Origin of the sequence: Xanthomonas sp. BRIP62409 (genome assembly GCF_003992965.1) — a bacterium.
Classification (GTDB): Bacteria; Pseudomonadota; Gammaproteobacteria; order Xanthomonadales; family Xanthomonadaceae; genus Xanthomonas; species Xanthomonas euroxanthea.
The window spans coordinates 441,688-460,653 of sequence record NZ_QEZJ01000020.1 but is presented as its reverse complement, the minus strand read 5'-3'; the positions used below and the strand labels follow the sequence as shown (position 1 = coordinate 460,653).

The window sequence follows — 18,966 nt, the reverse complement described above, 5'->3', positions numbered from 1 at the left end:
GCAGACACGGCCTGGCGCACGTGCTGTCATCAACGATCCGGTCAACGACAGTGCGAGCTTTCCAGTGTGCAATCGCAGTGCTTGGACGCGCCCCGGCATCCACGGCCACCGTGTGTGGCATGCGTCATCGTCGTCAGTGACTCGAAAATGACATCACACCGAAGATCGGGGACGCTTCAACTGCGAAATGATCATTCCGCAACGGAATAAAGCATTCCTTGTGCCGATGAAATGTGTCTGCCGTTGGCCGTGCCTTCGCCTACCCGAGCACGTCGTCGTGCTCGCAGCGACGACCACCGTCGAATTGAATTCTCCAGAAAAAGGCCGGCGCGATTTGGATCGCCGCTGCTGCAGTGTCACGCATGTTGGCAGGGCGCCAATGATGGGCCTTCGCGCCCATACCCATCGGTGCGGATGGCTCGGTAGTGCGGCAGATATCTTGAATGCTCACTGCAGGAGTGCGGCGACTGATGGAGTTGCTCTTGCATGTTCTCCAGTTGGTTATTCAAATCAGCAGGATGGAGATATCCCGAAGGACGCGCCGCAAATGCGAACGTGGGATCTGCGCCCGGGCTTGCCGCTCCTGTAGCGTTGGCTGACGCCGCCGAGCTCCATCCTTATGTCCGTATGCACCACTCGACGCCAGCTGCTGCGTGGCGCGGGCACACTTGCCTTGCTCGCGCGCATTCCCGCCGGCTGGGCATTGCCGGCCGGTCCGGCACGGCCGCCCGGCTTCATCGATGCATTGGTCGCACGCATGAGCGTGGAGGAAAAAGCGGGCCAGCTCAGCCTGTTCAGTTCGGCGCAGCAGGATGGCAAGGCGATCGTCGCCAATCCACTCACGCGCACTGCCGACGGGAGCGCGCAACTGGCTGCCGCCCGCGCCGGACGGCTGACCGGAGTGTTCAACGGTTCCAACGTACGCTGGCATCAGCAACTGCAGCAGGCTGCGCTGCAGAGCCGGTTGCGGATTCCGCTGTTGTTCGCCGCCGATGTGATCCACGGCTACACCACCGTGTTCCCGGTGCCGTTGGCCGAAGCAGCCAGCTTCGAGCCGGCGCTGGCACAGCGCACTGCGCGTGCCGCGGCGAGGGAGGCCAGTGCGGTCGGGCTGGACTGGACCTTCGCGCCCATGGTGGATATCGCCCGCGATGCACGCTGGGGCCGTGGCGTGGAAGGCGCCGGCGAAGACGTGCTGCTGGCACGGCTGTTTGCGCAGGCACGGGTACGCGGCTTTCAGGGCGATGCGGGGCTGGCCCATCCCGAGGCGATGGCTGCCTGCCCCAAACACTTCGCCGCCTATGGTGCGGCCGAGGGTGGGCTGGATTACAACCGCGTGGATGTGTCCGAACGGACCCTGCGCGAGGTGTATTTCCCGCCGTTCCAGGCAACGTTTGCCGCCGGCGCGGTCACGACCATGGCCGCCTTCAACGAACTGTCGGGCATTCCCGCCACGGCCAACGCATGGCTGCTGGATACGACGTTGCGCCAGGAATGGGGCTATCCCGGCCTGGTGGTGTCCGACTTCCAGGCCGACCAGGAACTGATTGCGCACGGCGTTGCGGTCGATGGGCGTGACGCGGCAAGGCTGGCCTTCCTGGCCGGTGTGGATATCAGCATGGAAAGCGGCCTGTATCTGCAGCACCTGCCGGCCCTGGTTGCCGCAGGTGATGTGCCGATGGCACGGCTGGATGCGTCGGTAAGACGCGTGCTGGCGTTCAAGGCGGCGCTGGGGCTGTTCGACGACCCGTTCCGGCGCATCCGGCCCGCACGGGCGCAGTCATCGCAGCGCACCACCGACACCTTGGCACTGGCCCGCGAAGCCGCCTGCAAATCGGTGGTATTGCTGAAGAACGATGGCGAGCTGCTGCCATTGCGCCGCAGCGGGCAGCGCATTGCCTTGATCGGGCCGATGTCGCGCGACTGGGTCAACCACGCCGGGCCATGGAGCCTGTTCGACGAGGAGGACAGGCGCAACACGCTGGCCGCCGCACTGGCGAATGCGCTGCAGGATCCGCAGTTACTGCAGGTGGTGGACGGCTGCGACTTTGATCAGGCACTGCCGGGCGGCGTGCAGGCCGCGGAGGCGGCCGCGCGCCGTGCCGATGTCGCGCTGCTGGCGATCGGTGAACCATTGAGCTACTCGGGCGAAGCGCAATCGCGCAGTGAGATCTGCATCCCCGAGCCGCAGCGACAGTTGCTGGCGGCAGTCGTCGCCACCGGCACGCCTGTCGTGGTCCTGCTGAGCACCGGTCGCGCGCTTGCGCTGGAGGGGCCGGTGCTTGGCTGCGCGGCGATCCTGGTGACCTGGTTTCTGGGCTCTGCCGCCGGCGTTGCAGTGGCCGACATCCTGTTTGGTGCACAGGCACCGTCCGGCCGTTTGCCGGTGAGTTTCCCGCATGCGCTCGGGCAGGTGCCGTACACCTATGCCCACCCACCCACCGGCCGTCCCACTCCGCAGCCGGACGACCTGGAGCCTTACACCGCGCATTACCGGACGGCGCCCAACGCGGCACTGTTTCCGTTTGGCCACGGGCTCACCTATGGGCGCATCGCCTATGCCGAGCTGAGCTTGAGCGATGCGCGCCTGCCAGCCGACGGCAGCCTGCGCATCAGCGCACGCATCTACAACCACGGCACGCGCGATGCGGACGAAGTGGTGCAACTGTATGTCCGCGACCGCAGCGCCAGCGTCACCCGGCCGGTGCGCGAGCTGAAGGATTTCCGCAAGCTCACGGTGCCTGCAGGCGGCAGTGCGCCGGTGGAGTTCGTGCTGCGGCGTGCGGACCTGTTGTTCATCGGCCAGGCGTTGAAACCGACGGTGGAGCCGGGGGTGTTCGATGTGTGGGTGGCGCCATCGGCCGAAGCTGCAGGCGTGACGGCGAGCTTCGAATTGGTGGGGTGAACCGGCGTGCGGTATTGCCTGCGCACCCAGGCAGCCGTGGTTGAGAATCGCAGCCGGGGATATCTGCCGGAGGATGGTGTCGCCGGGCCACGTTCCACGGTTGGCGCAGGAGGATGCCTACCGAATCATGGCGCCGGAATCGGGTGCAGGGTGGTGAAGGCGGCGGCAGGCACCGGAGACAGCGCCATCGCCGCCCTGCAGCTGCCTGCCGTCAGCTCAGCCAGCTGCTGCAGGTGCTGGTGGTCTTGCTGTCGCAGCTGGCCTGCATCTTCTGCTGCAGCCGCGCCAGCACCGCGCCGCCTTCCTGGCGATGCTGCCTGCTCCAGGTCTTGAGCGCGCTGCCCAGCGCCTGGATGCCCTGACGGTTACGCCGACCGTAGCGATCCGGTTGGCCTGCCACTTCGGCGATCACCTGCGCGCCGGCGGATTCGACGGCAGCGGTGTCCTGCGGGGTGAGCCGGAGCACTCCATCGGCATACCGCAACGCCGACTCCACACGCGTTGCAGGGCCTTGTGAACCTTCGTAGGACTTTTTCAACCACGTCACCGCCGTCTTCGGATCGTTGCGTTCCTCGGCGAGATAGGCCAGGAACTGCATGTAGTGATAAGGCGTCTTGCTACGCGTCAGTTCGCCCAGCAGCAGTTGTTCTGCACCGGCGTTGTCGCCTGTTGCGTCCAGCAGTTCGGCGGCTCCGGCGATGACGGACTCGCGTTCTTCGTCGGTCTTTGCCGCCTGCACAGCCCATTGCACGCGCTGGCGAACGGTGTCGAGCACCGCTGCCGGCAGCGGTGGTTGCGGCTTCTGTGGCGCGCTGTCGGATGTTTGACCTTGTGCCAGGCGAGCGAGATCGACCTGTGTGGAGGCCGTGATCATCCTGTCCGCGATCGGAAGCGTGGCGTCGGCGTAGACCGTGTCCAGCGCCTGATTCAGCGCCAGGGAGAGGGCAGCGCGCTCGCCAGGATCATTGGTGGACGCCACCACCAGGCGCGGCGCAAAGCGGCTCAGCTCACTGCGATTGGCGCGCACTTCCGCCGGGTCGGCCAGCACCGTCTTCAACAACGCCAGATGTGCCGGGCTGGTCACCGGCGGCGTTGGTGCAATGGACAGCGCCAGCAGCGCGAACCTGCGCTGCAATGCGGGCTGCGGCGCGGAGGCGGCCAAATGCTCAAGCACCTCGCTTGCACTGTGCGTTCTTGCCGGCTCGCGCGCCATGCCCCACCACTCGTAGCCGGCCAGCAAGGTCCAGTCGTCGGCGCTCAGTTCCTTCGGCGTCTGCAATGCCCGCTCGAGCAGCTGCTCCGAGGTCGTGGTCCGTGTGGCAGCCACCCGCAGCGCGTCGGTCAGGCGGGCATTGTCGCTATAACCGGCCAGGCGCGTGATCTGGCTGCGATCCGGGCGCAGCACGATGATGGTGGGATATGCCTTGACGCTAAAGTGATCGCCCCACTTCTGGGCATCTGCGAGGTCCGCGTTCAGATGCACCACCACGAATTTGTGCGTCAATGCGATGAAGGCAGGATCCTTGAACAAGGTGGCCTGCAGCCGGTTGCACGGTGGGCACCAGATGGCGCCCCAATAAAGTATCAGTGGCTTGCCGCTCTGCCTGGCCTCGGCAAAGGCACCCTCGACGTCCCCTTCGCGCCAGGCGATGCCGGCGCTGGCGGCAGGTGGGGCAGCGGTCCGGGTCTGCGCCGGCGGTGCTGGTGTGTCCGGCTTGCCGCAGCCGGTCAGGCTTGCCAGCAGGCCCGATCCGGGCGCATCAGCCCGGTGATCCAACGCTACGATTTCGCGCGGGCGCTCGATGCGCTCGACGAACTGGAGGCGGGCAGGGTACGCGGTCGCGCGGTGCTGGTCATGAACGACGGCGGCGCGGAAAGGTTGGCCAACGCGCAAGGTTGAAGTCGCCATCGCCCCAGGTATGGCAGGAAATGGCTACCTCATGTGGATTGCCGGGGTGACTTCTCTGTCGGCACAACCGACGTTGCGCACCTCGTGGATGAAGTCCAGGCGGCAGACCGATCAATGCCGGAATGCCGCCCGGGCCAGCGCGCATCAGTCGAGCCGAATTCTCGGGTGCAGACGGGAGTTGAGCACGTCCACGAACCACATCAGGCTTCCTTTCCAGAACCCGTGCAGCCGCGATTGATGCTCCCGGTAGAGCAGTACGTGGCCAAGCTGGGCGATGCGGCCACGAATCGTGACTCCCTTGAAGAGCCCGGCCTTTCCCAACGAACCGTAGGCATCGTAGTCGCCCAACGACACCAGCGAACCCATGTCCCGATAACGAAAGGCCGGCAGGGCAGCGCCCTGCGTCATGATGGCGTCGATGTGGCGGACGAAGTGGTCGGCCTGCTGGTGAGCCACCTGAGCAGTCGGTGGCAAGGGGCGCTCGGCACCTTCCATGAGCAGGCTGGAACAATCGCCCAGCGCAAAGATGGCCGGGTCACGCGTCGTCTGCAGGCCAGCGTTCACGACCAACTGATTGGACCGCGTCGTCTCGAGGCCGTCCAGTTCCTTCAGGAACGCCGGCGCCATCACGCCGGCAGCCCAGACCACCGGGGAGGCAGGGATGTGGCTTCCATCGTCCAGCATCAAGCCCGCTGCATCGACCGAGGTCACGGTGGCATGCAGCTTGACGGCCACTCCCAGCGACTCCAGGCGTTGTTGCACGGCAGCTGCCACATCTGCCGGCAGCGCAGGCAATAGCCGTTCGCCGCTTTGGATCAGCAATACGCTGACGCGACTTTCGAGCTCGTCTGCGCCATATGCCACCGAGGTCTGCACGAGTTGAACCAGCTCGGCAGCGAGTTCTACGCCGGTCGCGCCACCTCCCACAATCGCGATGGTGACATCGTGCCTGGATGCGAGTGCCTGAAAGAGGCGGACGCGGACCTCGGCATTGAAGTGCACGGCCTGAGGACGCGAGTCGATCATGAAGCAATGCTCGGCAACGCCGGGCGTTCCGAAGTCATTGGCACGGCTTCCCACCGCCAGCACCAGTCGATCGTAGGCAAGCGTGCGCGCCGGAATCAGCTCCCGGCCGTCGGAGGCCAACAGCGGCGCAATGGAAATCGTGCGAGCCGCACGGTCCAATCCGCGCAACGCACCTGGCTGGTAGACAAACCCCGCGTTATGCGCCTGTGCCACGTAGGGGGTTTGTTGCTGCGAGATATCGCGGGTGCCCGCGGCAATCGTGTGCAGCATGGGTTTCCAGACATGTGCACTGTCGTGATCCACCAGCGTAATGCGGGGAGCATTGTTCTTTCGTTGCCACTTCCTGGCCAGCCGCGTGGCCACCTCCAGCCCCGCCACGCCGCCGCCGACAACGACCAGATGCGCTCTGCCCTGGACAGATGTTGACCTGCCCGGGGCGCCAGGCGCTGGTGCTTTCATCGCCGGATTGTCCGGCCCGGGGGCCTGCTCCAGTGGGTTGCTCTGAGTCAATGCATTGTCCTTTGGTTGGTGGAATTCACCACACGTGCGGGGCGGCGGCTGCGGACCGGCACAGGCAGGCCCAGACGTCTCGAGCCAGGCGGCCGGGTGTGAAACCCTCGACACCAGCAACGCAGATCCGGAGAGGTGCGTTGCTGATGCGGCTGCAGCACTGGCGTGCCGGGCGGTCATGCTCGCGCACATCCTCTGCGCGCCTTCGGCATGGAACCGTTGAGCCACCCACCGAACCGCTGCGGTGCTGCGTGCGACCGTTTGTCCAGGCCGTCGGGCAGATGTCCCTTACCGGTGGTACTGGATGGGCCGGCTGTCTGGGAAGCAACGCTCGGCCGTGGCCAATGGCTTGGCCCAGCGCAGGAAATTGGTGCCGTCGCGCGCGCGGTGTCATGGAGCAGGACGGGTACGCATGAGATAGCGAGTCCGGGTCACGTGCCGGTCCTAGTGCGACACGAACATCGGCAGGGCAACAGCCGAGAGCAGGGTCTTCGTCACTTCCTCGGCCGGTCCCTCGGCGATGCGGGTGTGGGCGCCGATCACCAGCATGTCGGCGTCGATCGAGGCTGCATAGGCCTGAATGGTTTCAGCAACGGACCTGCCACCGGAGGAGATGGCGGCGACGTCGACGGCAACCCGATGCTCCGCCAGAAACGCGACCATATCCACGCCGGGCGGATGACCGTGGCGTTCGGACGCCTTCTCCGTGTCGACCACGACAATCTTGACCACGTCTGCGGCCGCAAGCAGAGGCAGTGCATTGGTAATCGCACGTCCTGATTGCCGACTGCCGTTCCATACGACAAGGATCCTTGTCGCGACGGGCTTATCCGCCCATGTCCATGGGACCACCAGCAGCGACAGCCCTGACTCAAAAAGGATCGACTGTGTCGCCCAGCTCCGCGGGCTGCCCGAAAGCGCAGGGCTGGACAAGATCAGAAGATCGCAGCCCAGGGCATGCAGGGAGGATTCGCTGCTCGACTCGGCGAAGGAGATGATGCGAAGCTCGCCACTGTTGGCGTGCCGCTGCACGGCGCTGCTCAGGCGCTGGCCCAAGGCAAGCAGACGTGAGGCAATGGTCGCTTGGCTGTGAGCCAGCACCTCGGCCACCGCACCGTTGATCGCGTGGCGATCGTGCACGGGGCGTGGAGCCCGATCCATCGCGGTTATCCCGATCAGGTGGCTTGCCTGCCGACCTGCCATCCGCGCAGCGGTCTCCAGCACGTGCAACCCCTGCACGCTGGCATCGAACAGCACCGCGATGTTCTTCAAGGTAGACAAGCAGACCCTTTGTACGTGCGCCGTGGCAGACCACGTCTGTGCATTTAGAACGATCATTCTATTCTTTGCATCGTACTACAATCGAGTCAGCGACATAGTCTCGCCAAGCTTTGAGAGTCCCCCCCGATGATGTCAGTTGTCTCCGACCCCCTGGATGCTCAAAAGGGAGAGATGCGTCGCCAGCAGGTGCTTGATGCCGCCGCCGTCTGCTTTCGTCGGCATGGCTTTCATGGCACCAGCATTGCGCGGATCTGCAGCGAAGCCGGCATGAGCCCCGGGCACATCTACCACTACTTCGCCAACAAGGACTCCATCGTCGAAGCCATCGCCAGGCGAGAGGAGCACGACATGGCACAACTGGCCCGCGAGGTGGAGCTCGACCCCCTGGGCGGGTCGGTCGCAGAGCGACTCACGCGCCTGGTCGATGCATCCCTGGCCAAGGTGCTTGAGCCGGAGCACGTGCAGCTGCGTCTCGAACTTGCAGCCGAAGGGGCGCGCAACACGGCTATCCATCGCATCCTCGCCCAGTCCGACGCCATCGTTCTGAAGCAATTCATCGATGCGGCGGAACGGTCCGGCCTTCCGCCGGGAATGGATCGCACGCAGTTGACGACTGCGATGATGATGATCACGGCAGCCTTCAATGGCTTCATGGTGCGTGCGGCAACCGGTCAGCAGGCCGATAGGCAGGCGATTGCCAAATTCGTGAAGCAGCTTATCAACGCACTGCTGGAGCCTGCGCATGCCCCGCCGTAGGGGCGAGTGAGTCCAGCGGATCAGATGTGGGCGGCGCTCTGGCGCGCGGTAGCGCTACGCCAACGGCCTGGTGTCATGTCCTTCCATGTCGTCTATGCATCGTCAACGCCTTGACCTGTTGCTTTGCCATGCAACGGAAAAAGCGCCACGGGAGGCGTACGCAGGCAGGTCGAGGGGCCGCGAATGCGCCGTCAGAAATAGAAGCCGATATTGAGGTTGAAGCGCGAGTGCCAGCGCGACCGCTCGCCATCATCGATCCCTATGCCGTTTCCACCTGCAAACCACATGTTCTTGCCCGCAATCCAGTCCAGATAGGTCAGCATCGCTCCCTTCTTTACACTGCAGCCGGTGACGTTCTGCACGGACGAGCGCACGCCAGGTCCACCACTGTAGGGCATCGTCTTGCTGAGATTGTTGTAGCAAGTGACGTCTTCGAGCCACCCTGTCTTGCCGAAGGAATAGGCAATGTTCGCGGTGGGCACGTCGGCTTCGGCGGCGATCTCGAACGGGAACAGGAAGGCCGACATCGCGATCCGGTCTCCAGGCACGTCATAACGGTAACGCGCCCACTGCAGCTGGGTAGTCCAGCGGCCGGCGGTCCATTGCGCATGGACTGCCGCACTTCCATATCCGTGACGATTGCGGTCCGTGGTGTTCAGGATGTGGCCGTAGAACGCCGATACACCGAGGGCTGCGGTTCCATGGGTCATCGCATAGCGATGTTCATAGCGCAGATTGATGCGATGGCGTTCGCGATATGGATGCGCATCTGTATCAGCGACGTCGAACGAGTAGCGATCGTAACGGGCGCCATCTCCATATTCATCGCCCAGGAACCATCCGATGTGCAGCGTATTGCTTTCGTCTGTCCGTGTCACAACAACACCCGGATCGTAGTCATCCTCAATGCCGAGGTAATAACCCGATCCGAACCAGAAGCTGTTCGAGGCGGTCGGTAGCAAGCCGAATGGCACCTGCTGGATTCCCGCCTTGACGGTGATACGGTCGCTCACGTTCCAGCCGACAAATGCGTGGTGCACGGCATCGAACCCGTCGTACCAGCGATGCTGGATCGACACGAACACCGGTCCGGTGCCTGCGTTCAGATCCACCCTGAGCAATTCTAGGTCCAGCGGTTGGGACGGCGCGTAGTCCAGCCACCCGTAGTTGAAGCGCACAGCGCCCCCGAGCTTGGCATAGGTTTCGTTAGCCGCTGCATCCTGGGCGGCCGCATTGCTGGATGCTGCGATAGGCGCAAGCAATAGCAATAGCTTGGATAGTCGGTTCATCGGGTGTGTGGCGGACATTGTTGGGCAGTCCTATATCGGCCGTAAGCTCTGCGGCCTGAGGACCGCGTGGCGCTCAAGTTCGGGTGTTGCATGTCGATATCCAGCGGAGCAGGGGTGCCCGAGCGCGGCGCGCCAACTTCATTTCGGGAGCATCGATGAGCAGGCGGTTGATTCGTCGCAACAGTGTCGCCAGTCGCTTGATGATTGGAACGGGGATCTTGGCATTGCTGTGCTTCGGCTTGACGGCCGCTATCAGCTATTGGCGCAGTAGCGAGGCGTTACTCGGGTCATCCCGGGAGATGCTGCGCGAGGTGGCGCGTCATGAGGCCAGCGAAATCTCATCGGACGTTGGGTCCGCCTTCAACACGGGCGCGACCCTGGCCAATACGTTCCGCATCGAGCGCAAGGCCGATGGCGTGAGCCGCGCGTCGGCCGCGTCGGTGTTGCGCGAGCAATTGCGACTGCAAAAGAACTGGCTGGGCATCAGCACGCTCTGGGAGCCCGAGGCGTTCGATGGCCGCGACTCTGCCAATATCAACGCGCCATTTCATGACGCGACCGGACGCTTCATGGTGTATTGGTCGTACCAGAAGGACGCGTTGGTGCGGGAGGCCTTGCATAGCTATGACAAGCCGGGAGAAGGGGACTGGTACCTGGCCGCCCGCAAGAGCCATGCGCCGGTGGTACTTGAGCCGTATTACTATCCGGTGGCCGGCGTGGACACGCTCATGACCACCTTGAGCACGCCGATCATGGAGGATGGCCATTTCCTCGGCACGGTCAACATCACCATCTCCCTGGATGCTTTGCAGAAACGGGTTGCGAGGCTTCGCCCGCTGGACGTCGGGCAGGCGATCCTGCTGTCGCCGACTGGCGCGGTGATGGCGAGCGCCGACACAAAGCAGGTCGGCAAGAAGATGACCGATGCTCATACGCAAGCCATGCTCGCTCAGGTGCGCTCGGGGAAAGTGAGTAGTGACGAGACACAGCTGGCTGGAGCTGATTGGCTGCGGGTGTTCGTGCCGTTGCGTCTGGGAGATGCGCCAGAGGTCTTTGCGCTCGGCATCATGGTTCCCAAGCACCACGTCATGGCGCAGGCCCGCTCCTTGCTTTGGGTGATCATCGTCGTGGGCCTGCTCTCGGCTGCCTTGCTCAGCGCCGCACTCTATGTCTTGTTGCGCCGCCAGGTGTTGGCGCCCCTGGCCGAGGCAGTGCGTGTATCTGCCGCAGTATCGTCCGGCGAACTCAATAGCCGGATCGCACCCCGTCGTCAGGATGAGATGGGCCAGCTGTTGCTGTCGATGGGTACGATGCAGGCGCAGCTACGTGCGGTCATCGAGGCCCAGGACGACATGGCGACGCGGCATGATGCCGGAGAGATGAGCTACCGCATGCATGCAGAGCGCTTTCCAGGCGAGTACGGCCGGATGGTGGCTGGCACCAACGACCTGGTGGATGCGCATGTACAGGTCCAGCGGCAACTCGTCGCGGTCATGTCGCGTTACGCCGTAGGAGACATGCAGGCGGATATGCCGCAACTGCCGGGTGAGAAGGCGGCGCTCAGCGACGCGATGGCAGCGACCAAGCGCAATCTCCAGGCGATCAACCGCCAGATTCTCGCGTTGGCGCAGGCTGCCGAGTCCGGAGACTTCTCGACGCGAGGCGATGCCGCTGCGTTCGATCACGATTTCCGCGGCATGGTGGAGGGGCTGAACAATCTGATGCAGACCACCGATGTCAACCTTGCGGAACTCTCCCGCCTGCTGCAGTCGATTGCCGCCGGCGATCTTACCGCGCGGATGACCGGCAACTTCCGCGGCGTCTTTGCTCAAATGCGCGACGATGCCAATGCCACTGCCAGCCAGTTGGCGATGATTGTGAGCAGCATCCAGACCTCGGCGGTTTCCATCAAGGGCGCCGCCAGCGAAATCGCTGCGGGCAATCAGGATCTGTCGCAACGAACCGAGCAGCAGGCCGCCAACCTTGAAGAGACAGCTGCATCGATGGAGGAGCTGACGTCCACCGTCAGGCAGAATGCCGAGGGCGCGCGCCAGGCGAACCAGCTCGCTATCGGCGCCGCCAGCGTCGCTGCCCAGGGGGGGCAGGTCGTGAACCAGGTGGTCGAGACGATGAGCGGTATCGAGGCTTCTTCCAGAAAGATTGCCGACATCATCTCTGTCATCGACGGAATAGCATTCCAGACCAACATCCTGGCATTGAATGCTGCAGTGGAGGCGGCACGCGCTGGCGAACAGGGCCGTGGCTTTGCGGTTGTCGCCTCCGAGGTGCGTACCCTCGCACAGCGCTCCTCCGGCGCGGCCAGGGAGATCAAGCATCTCATCGACGACTCGGTGCAGCGCGTCGGCGAAGGCTCCATTCTGGTGCACAACGCCGGCAAGACCATGAGTGAAGTGGTTGCGAGCGTACAGCGCGTCACCGACATCATGGGCGAGATTTCCGCCGCCTCGCAGGAACAATCGGCCGGCATCGAACAGGTCAACCAGACCGTCACCCAGATGGATGAGGCGACTCAGCAAAACGCAGCGCTGGTGGAAGAAGCCACGGCGGCTGCACGCTCGCTCGAAGATCAGGCGGTGCAGCTCACCGATGCGGTTGCCGTGTTCAAGATTGAAGGGAGCGCCGTCATTGCTGCCCGGCAACGTACGCCCGCTCCGGTGGCCCAGCACCTTGCGAATAAGAGCGGGAAGGTCGGTGCAGCAAAGCCTCGGCTGGTGAAGAGCACGTCGACCAGTGACGGTAGGTGGCAACAATTCTAGCGTTGGTGGTCTGGACGCCGCCTGGAAGATGTTTCAGGTGCTGCAGCAGTGGCGGCCGCCAGAACGTCGCAGCCAGTACAAGGCAGCCGACCGTCCAGTGTTCGTTGATACGTCGCACAAGGCCCGGCATCGTCCGGGCCTTGTGCGCTTGCGCCGTCGCCACACCCAGGTACCTGCCGGGCAGCTGACCTGCTGGCAGTCATGCCTGCCTGGAACGTGGGCATTACGTCCGGATTGCATAACAAGCTGCGGATTTGGGTCGCCGACTGAACTGCAGCATGCCGACCAATCCCTATCCCTGCATTGTTCGATTCGGACCAACTTGCGCGTTGGAATGTTGCCGACCCACTCAGGACGAAATTTGCCCGGGGAGCATGATACCGGGCACAGCGGCAGGCTCATCGCGGCTCGTTCTATCAGAGAGATATCGAGCGGGAGGCTTACCAACCGCCTTGCGGAACATGGTGACGAACCCGCTGGCGTTTTCGTACCCCAGCTCCAACGCCACGGTCTGCACGCTTTCACCCTTGGTCAGGCGCTGAAGCGCAAGGATCACATGCAGCTGCCGACGCCAGCGTCCAAAGCTCATTCCTACTTCCTGCAGCAGGAGACGGCTGACACTTCGCTCACTCATGCCAATTCGGGTAGCCCAATCGCTTTTTGCGGTCTTGTCTGTGGGGTTGGCCAACAGCATGTCCGCGAGGCGACGTAATCGCGGATCGCGTGGCATTGGCAGGTGCAGATCCTCCACAGGAGCCGCCGCTAATTCATCCAGCAACGTGGCAATGAGCCTGTCTTCCCGGCTCCCAAACGCATACAACGCGGGGAAGCCAGCCGCTTTCAGAAGCAGCTCCCGCAGCAAGGGCGACACCGAGATCGTACAACAACGTCTGGGAAGATCCGATGCGGCATTCGGTTCCACAAACAGGCAATAGCATTCCGTTTCCCCCGAGCCACGTGCCGCATGTGGCAAGTCTCCCGGGATCCATACAGCGCATTGTGGCGGCACGATCCAGACGCCATCTTCGATTTCGCAGTTCAGAACTCCGCGGACCGAGTAAATCAGTTGTGCCTTGCGGTGACGGTGCGTGGCATGTTCCCAGTCCTCGGTGACTGATGTGGCACTCAGTGAGACGACAGGGCGGGGGACATCATCAACATCCCCGGTCACAGCCAGGCCGGCGAGGGCGATGTTCGACATCATGCGTGTCAACCCACGGATCAAGGAGGGGCATTGGCCTAATCGAGAAATAGTATGGCTAGATTGCGCAATGACGTCTAGGTATCTCCCCAGCTATTGTGTATTCCATCATTTTTGGCTTGTTAAAGCTTTGCTGTCCGATGCAAGAGATGTCGCTTTCTTTTGGCGAGCCGAGCCGACGCCGCCAATGATGATCCATCTATTTTCGAAGGAATATTTGCATGCAAATCGATGCTTCGCAGTTTCCAATAACATGGATGAGAAAAAGTGTGTCAGACGCAGGTTCTGCGATCTCTCCTTTCGTCGCATTTGAGGCGCTGCTCGCACGCAAGGAAGTCTTTCTTCTGATCAATGAGGATGGGCTTGATGGCGGTGAACATTCACATTCACCAGAAGAAAAGAAGCAGATGTCGCTATGGATGAAGCATCACAAGAATGAGCTCCGCGCCTATGTCAAGGCGGCTATCTATGTTGAGAAAAGTAGCGCCAAGCGACTAGCTTCCAGGGCGTTCGCGTCGATGTATGAGAAGTTCTGGGGCTATCCCATGCTCATGGTCGCCACCAAGGATGAAGCGCTGACCCTGGCGCGTACATTGTTACCGGGCGATCCTTAGAGACATTGTGAGCATTCTCCTTTGCAAGATCGGCTTGCTTTGTGGAAGTCTTTTACGTTCAAGTCTGGCGTCTATCGGCGCAGCGCGTTACTAGCCCTCTCAGCCGCGTGGCATGTTTTGGTGTTCTGGAGTCACGAGATGACATCTCTTTTTTCGCCAGCTCATGCGGCTGAAATGCCGTACCTGGCGCTGGTGACACTTGTCCCGGCATTGGCGCTCTCTATTGGGACGCAGGTAGATCGCCCGAGCAAGGCGGATGCGATTGCGGCCGACTGCGATAGCGCGCGCTGTCCACCGCACGGCCGGCCGGTCTGTGATGGGTGGAATGGTTTGTGGCCTGAAACCAGTGCGGGTTAGCGAATGAGTCTGCCGTCGCCTGCCGGCGGCTGTGGCGAGCGCAGCTCCGCGCAGCCATGATCCCTCAGACGGGGCTGACGGCCTTTAGGCAGCGTTTCGACGTCGCAGTTGGGCAATCAACCATCCAACCTTCTGCGAAGGGTGAGCAAGCAGTCCATTATCAGGGTCTTCGTCCATGAAGCTGTCGGTAGCCCTCTTCTTGAGTTTGCCGTGTGCCCTCTCATCGTGCGGTTCGGAGCAGGAAGTTCATCAGCTAGTTTTGATCTCCATAAGAAGGCGGTCATTGCTTATGTCGAGCGATCAAGCTATCCGAAGTTGCAGGGCGCTACAGAAGCGGGCATGTCATTCAAAGAAGGCGACAAGACCGAGGTCTTCGAGGGCATGTGCATGGAAAGTCCGCGCTATGAGGGGCGTGTCATTGCGGCCGTCTGGGACGATCCGGAGATGATCAAGCTGGCAGGCAAGACGCTGATCGGGGCCGAATTGGGCAAGCGTTACGGCGTGTCGGATCTTCCTGGCTTCAAGCCGAAATCGCTACGCGAGTATTACGGTTCTCCACATCCCCGGTTCGATCTCGACTGAAGCGTGGGATTTCCGTGGGCGTTGCTTTGTCAGGGCAGTCTGAGCGTGGCATCTTGAGGCCATGTTCACCAAGTCAGGAATGCGCTAGTGCGTGACAGCGACGGGGTAGGTGCCCAACTATCGTTTGCCCTGTATGGAGCAGCCAACCGGGTCATGCGGCTGCACAAGCAGTTCCTGGATCCGCTGGGGCTGACTTTCCCTCAGTACCTGGTGATTCTCGAGCTGCTGCACAGCTCGCCGCGCACCGTGGGCGAGTTGTGTACGCGTCTTGGAATGGATACCGGAACGATGACCCCGCTGCTCAAGCGGCTGCAGGCTGCCGACATGGTGACCCGCACGCGCGATGTGACCGACGAGCGCCGCGTGTTTGTCGACTTGACTGATGCGAGCCATGCCATCGGAACCAAGGCCCGCGCCGTTAACGGCCAGATCAGAGCCGCTTGCCAACTGGACGAAGCGGGCTTGGACAACCTTCGTCATACGCTGGAAGCGTTGGGGCATCCCGCAAGCGAATGGGCCGGGATGCGGCGGCTTGCTCCCGACTCCGGCTATGCGCTGTTCGGTAACGGCAAGGGCCTATGGGGTGAAGGCGCCTCTGCCGAGCGTGAAATCCAGTTGATCGTGGTCCCCAAGTCCCAGCGCGGGTCGATGTCCGACAACGATTTCGTGCGCGTGGGCTGGACGCCAAGCGAACGGCTCAAGGGAGACAAGTTCAAGGTGACCAGGAGCGAAGATGCGGTGACTTGGGATTTCGATGGCTTGCGCTTTGTCGCCCAGCCGCCCCAATGGCGGTTGGAGGGCCACGCAGGCGATGCGCAGTTCGACCTACGCTATGCGCAGAAGGGCGCACCGCTCTGGAACTGGGGTCCCTTCGATAAGGCGAGCGAGAACGACCGCGCGGGTTACGACGTGTTCGTTGGTGTGGAGGGCACCATCAAAACCCCGGCGTACCAGCTCGACGGCTATGGCGTACGTGAGCACATCATCACCGGTCAATCGAACGATCCGATCAAGAACCTACCTGCGCCCAACTGGATGTGGTGGCTGTACACGATCCAGGATGACGTCAAGATCAACTTCTTCCAGCCCCGGGACGGAACTCAGCTGTGCTTCGTCAAGTACGGTGACAACAAGCAGGTCAACATCAACGCCGCCAGCGGTGAGCGAGACATCGAGTTCGAGGTTCTGGAAAAGTGGGAGGACCCGCGCACCGGTATCAACCTGCCCGTCAAATGGCGGCTGAAGATGACCAACGGTGACACGGTGGTCGACGTGCACATCGCCGCGCACGGCCGCGCATACAGTCACTGGCCGGTTGCCAGCGGCACGCGCATCTATTGTTATCTGCTGTCGACGATGACCGGCCAGATCCGGCTACCGGACGGGCGTTCGGTGCAACTGAAGGAACACCTGACCGTCAATTCGTTCTGTCGCACCATCCTGACCGCGAGCGAGAGCAGCCAGGGGCCAACGTTCGCGCCTTTGGCCTGACCGCAGGTGCCCAGCGCCATGGCAGGATTACCGCATGACGCTAGGTAGCGACGGACGCGCCAGCGCCGGCCCGGTGCTCTCCGGGCTGTGCAGGTCATCCGCATCCACCGGCGGCCACTGGACCTGGATACGTACCATGGCCCCCGCACGCATCGAGCCTGCTGGGGTCACCGCGCACCAATTGGATTCGCACGCATCGGCGAGAAGCGTGAGCGATCTGCTGGGGCCGCGCCGCCGGCCCGTAGTCAGCATGCTGCGCAGCGTCTGGTGGCGCAGCGGAGCAGCCGCACACCACGCATTTCGCCAGCCTGCCCGAGCCTGGGCGCATCGGCATCTGCTGCGCGCTCCGGGCCTGCCGAGGCTCATCTTTAAGCTGCGCAACCCTCAAGATCGCTTCCATGCTTTTTGTGCGCCCTGGCGAACGGCGGCAGGCTGGTGGACGGATATCGACCGGGACGCAGGCGGGCGTCCAATGCTCGGCTGAGCGGATCATCAGCCGATAGGGAGCCCTGCCGCGTCCAACCTTGCCTGGCAAACCGCCCTTGTTGACGGTGACGGCGTTCCAGCGCCGGGTCGCCACCGGGGCCACCGTGCACCGGACTCGCCAGCCCCAGGCCGATGTGCGGAATGATCCGTTCGGGAAGCCGAGGGCAAGCCCGTGCGAAGATATGCCATGCGTGGTCCCTGTCGACCCCTGCACTTGGTGCATCAACCAAACAAGCGGGTATCGGAGCGGGTATCAGCAGTCTCATCGGGCACATGGCCCTTTTAAAAACAGATAGATAGGCCAACTATGTTGCTGATGCTCGATAACTACGACAGCTTCACCTACAACCTCGTGCAGTACCTGCAGGCGCTGGGCGCCGAGGTCACGGTGGTGCGCAACGACGCGATGAGCGTGGATCAGATCGCCGCGCTCAGGCCCGAGCGCATCGTGATCTCGCCCGGCCCGTGCACCCCGAACGAGGCCGGCATCTCGCTGCAGCTGATCGAGCAGCTGGGTCAGACCACGCCGATCCTGGGCGTGTGTCTTGGGCATCAAAGCATCGGTCAGGTCTACGGCGGCGATGTGATCCGCGCCGACAACATCATGCATGGCAAGACCTCGCCGATCCGCCACCAGGGCAAGGGCGTGTTCGCCGGCCTGCCGGACAGCTATGAGGCCACCCGCTACCACTCGCTGGTGGTGGACAAGGCCACCTTGCCCGACGCGCTGGAAGTCACTGCCTGGACCGAGCATCCGGATGGCTCGATCGAAGAGATCATGGGCCTGCGTCATCGCCAGTTCCCGGTCGAAGGCGTGCAGTTCCATCCCGAGTCGATCCTGACCCAGCATGGTCACGCCCTGCTGAAGAACTTCCTGCAGCGTTGATCGCAATGCGTACCGCGTGCGTCGCAAGGGCCGCCGAAACCTGCGTCAGTTTCGATGCAGTCGTCAGCACCATCGATGCATCGGCGACCCATGCGCGCACTGCCCGCAATCGGCTGCGCGCCAGCGTGCAGCGGGTTTCCCGCCTCGCTTCGTCCACACCTGCATCCGGATCCCGATGAGTACCGCCAGCGACAGTTTCCACTTCTACGAACCAGGCCAGGGCCACGGGCTGCCGCACGATCCCTTCAATGCCATCGTCGGTCCGCGACCGATCGGCTGGATCGGCTCGCGCAGCGCCGGGGGCATCGCCAACCTGGCGCCTTACAGCTTCTTCAACGCGTTCAACTACGTGCCGCCGATCGTCGGCTTTGCCAGCATCGGCCGCAAGGACAGCCTGCGCAACATCGAAGCCACCGGCGAATTCACCTGGAACCTGGCCACGCGCCCCTTGGCCGAGGCGATGAATGCCAGCGCCGCGATGGTGCCGGCGGAGGTCGACGAGTTCGCATTGGCCGACCTGGAAATGGCGCCGTCGCGGCTGATCGCTGCCCCGCGTGTGGCGGCCAGCCCGGTCAGTTTCGAATGCCGGCTCAGCCAGCTGCTGCCGCTGCAGAGCGCAAGCGGGCAGGCCATCGAAACCTGGCTGGTCCTGGGCGAGGTGGTCGGTGTGCATCTGGCGCACGCGGCGCTGCAGGACGGTATCTACGATCCTGCTGCCGTACAGACGATTCTGCGTGCGGGCGGCGCCGCCGATTATTTCGAAGTGCAGGCGCAGGCGCGCTTCCGCATGCGGCGTCCGGGCCAATGAGCGCTGCGCATCGCAGTGCTGCGTGGCGTTGCCGCCGGGCGCGACTGCATCGCCAGGATTGATCGATCACGCTCACTGCCGCACATCT

The 18,966-nt window shown here is 63.0% G+C and carries 14 protein-coding genes; 9 read left to right on the top strand and 5 right to left on the bottom strand.

Features of this window, described 5'->3' with window-relative positions; translation table 11 throughout:
- Positions 1 to 619 precede the first annotated feature (619 nt).
- Positions 620 to 2,905, top strand: a complete 2,286-nt coding sequence (locus EO170_RS11165; RefSeq protein WP_126944909.1) for a glycoside hydrolase family 3 N-terminal domain-containing protein — start codon at positions 620 to 622, stop codon at positions 2,903 to 2,905.
- 211 nt (positions 2,906 to 3,116) lie between these two features.
- Here the strand turns inward: EO170_RS11165 and EO170_RS11160 are convergent, their stop codons facing one another.
- Entirely contained in the window at positions 3,117 to 4,682 is a 1,566-nt protein-coding gene (locus tag EO170_RS11160) for a thioredoxin family protein (RefSeq protein ID WP_241239424.1), read from the bottom strand.
- Between EO170_RS11160 and EO170_RS21875 the strand changes: the two genes are divergently transcribed.
- Positions 4,674 to 4,805, top strand: a complete 132-nt coding sequence (locus EO170_RS21875) for a hypothetical protein (RefSeq protein WP_277601085.1) — start codon at positions 4,674 to 4,676, stop codon at positions 4,803 to 4,805. The two genes, EO170_RS11160 and EO170_RS21875, sit on opposite strands and share 9 nt — an antisense overlap.
- Positions 4,806 to 4,958: 153 nt before the next feature.
- On the opposite strand, the gene EO170_RS11155 is transcribed toward EO170_RS21875, so the two are convergent.
- Both EO170_RS11155 and EO170_RS11150 read right to left on the bottom strand, forming a co-directional pair.
- The gene (locus EO170_RS11155; protein WP_241239423.1) at positions 4,959 to 6,350 is read right to left on the bottom strand and encodes an NAD(P)/FAD-dependent oxidoreductase; all 1,392 of its coding nucleotides are present in this window, start codon (positions 6,348 to 6,350) and stop codon (positions 4,959 to 4,961) included.
- A gap of 444 nt (positions 6,351 to 6,794) precedes the next feature.
- Positions 6,795 to 7,622: a universal stress protein gene (locus tag EO170_RS11150; protein WP_164741005.1), complete on the bottom strand. Its 828-nt coding sequence runs from the start codon at positions 7,620 to 7,622 to the stop codon at positions 6,795 to 6,797.
- 135 nt (positions 7,623 to 7,757) lie between these two features.
- On the opposite strand from EO170_RS11150, the gene EO170_RS11145 reads away from it, so the two are divergent.
- Positions 7,758 to 8,387, top strand: coding sequence for a TetR/AcrR family transcriptional regulator (locus EO170_RS11145; RefSeq protein WP_126944905.1), 630 nt, complete (start codon positions 7,758 to 7,760; stop codon positions 8,385 to 8,387).
- Between the two features lie 191 nt (positions 8,388 to 8,578).
- Here the strand turns inward: EO170_RS11145 and EO170_RS11140 are convergent, their stop codons facing one another.
- Complete coding sequence (locus EO170_RS11140; RefSeq protein ID WP_206514000.1) at positions 8,579 to 9,694, bottom strand: hypothetical protein; 1,116 nt, start codon at positions 9,692 to 9,694, stop codon at positions 8,579 to 8,581.
- Between the two features lie 137 nt (positions 9,695 to 9,831).
- Between EO170_RS11140 and EO170_RS21870 the strand changes: the two genes are divergently transcribed.
- On the top strand, positions 9,832 to 12,453 hold the full coding sequence (locus EO170_RS21870; protein WP_126944902.1) for a methyl-accepting chemotaxis protein: 2,622 nt from the start codon (positions 9,832 to 9,834) through the stop codon (positions 12,451 to 12,453).
- Positions 12,454 to 12,802: 349 nt separating this feature from the next.
- Here EO170_RS21870 and EO170_RS11130 read toward each other — a convergent pair whose 3' ends face one another.
- Positions 12,803 to 13,657 (bottom strand): helix-turn-helix transcriptional regulator, encoded by an 855-nt coding sequence (locus EO170_RS11130; RefSeq protein WP_241239422.1) that lies wholly within the window; start codon positions 13,655 to 13,657, stop codon positions 12,803 to 12,805.
- A 218-nt stretch (positions 13,658 to 13,875) separates the two neighbouring features.
- On the opposite strand from EO170_RS11130, the gene EO170_RS11125 reads away from it, so the two are divergent.
- From EO170_RS11125 to EO170_RS11100, 5 genes are all read left to right on the top strand, one after another.
- Positions 13,876 to 14,268 carry a hypothetical protein gene (locus EO170_RS11125; RefSeq protein WP_126944899.1) on the top strand — a complete coding sequence of 131 codons (393 nt, stop codon included), beginning with the start codon at positions 13,876 to 13,878 and terminating at the stop codon, positions 14,266 to 14,268.
- 498 nt (positions 14,269 to 14,766) lie between these two features.
- A complete protein-coding gene (locus EO170_RS21610) occupies positions 14,767 to 15,207 on the top strand; it encodes a hypothetical protein (RefSeq protein WP_206513999.1) in 441 nt (146 codons plus the stop codon).
- Positions 15,208 to 15,360: 153 nt separating this feature from the next.
- A complete protein-coding gene (locus tag EO170_RS11115; RefSeq protein ID WP_126944897.1) occupies positions 15,361 to 16,698 on the top strand; it encodes a MarR family transcriptional regulator in 1,338 nt (445 codons plus the stop codon).
- Positions 16,699 to 17,491: 793 nt separating this feature from the next.
- A complete protein-coding gene (locus tag EO170_RS11105) occupies positions 17,492 to 18,070 on the top strand; it encodes an aminodeoxychorismate/anthranilate synthase component II (RefSeq protein ID WP_104583518.1) in 579 nt (192 codons plus the stop codon).
- 175 nt (positions 18,071 to 18,245) lie between these two features.
- Positions 18,246 to 18,878 carry a flavin reductase family protein gene (locus EO170_RS11100; protein ID WP_126944811.1) on the top strand — a complete coding sequence of 211 codons (633 nt, stop codon included), beginning with the start codon at positions 18,246 to 18,248 and terminating at the stop codon, positions 18,876 to 18,878.
- Positions 18,879 to 18,966: the final 88 nt, after the last annotated feature.

Coding starts and splice junctions, on each gene's coding strand:
- EO170_RS11165 (WP_126944909.1), top strand. CDS start 620: ATGTCCGTATGCACCACTCGACGCCAGCTGCTGCGTGGCGCGGGCACA.
- EO170_RS11145 (WP_126944905.1), top strand. CDS start 7,758: ATGATGTCAGTTGTCTCCGACCCCCTGGATGCTCAAAAGGGAGAGATG.
- EO170_RS11140 (WP_206514000.1), bottom strand. CDS start 9,694: ATGTCCGCCACACACCCGATGAACCGACTATCCAAGCTATTGCTATTG.
- EO170_RS21870 (WP_126944902.1), top strand. CDS start 9,832: ATGAGCAGGCGGTTGATTCGTCGCAACAGTGTCGCCAGTCGCTTGATG.
- EO170_RS11130 (WP_241239422.1), bottom strand. CDS start 13,657: ATGATGTCGAACATCGCCCTCGCCGGCCTGGCTGTGACCGGGGATGTT.
- EO170_RS11125 (WP_126944899.1), top strand. CDS start 13,876: ATGCAAATCGATGCTTCGCAGTTTCCAATAACATGGATGAGAAAAAGT.
- EO170_RS11115 (WP_126944897.1), top strand. CDS start 15,361: ATGCGGCTGCACAAGCAGTTCCTGGATCCGCTGGGGCTGACTTTCCCT.
- EO170_RS11105 (WP_104583518.1), top strand. CDS start 17,492: ATGTTGCTGATGCTCGATAACTACGACAGCTTCACCTACAACCTCGTG.
- EO170_RS11100 (WP_126944811.1), top strand. CDS start 18,246: ATGAGTACCGCCAGCGACAGTTTCCACTTCTACGAACCAGGCCAGGGC.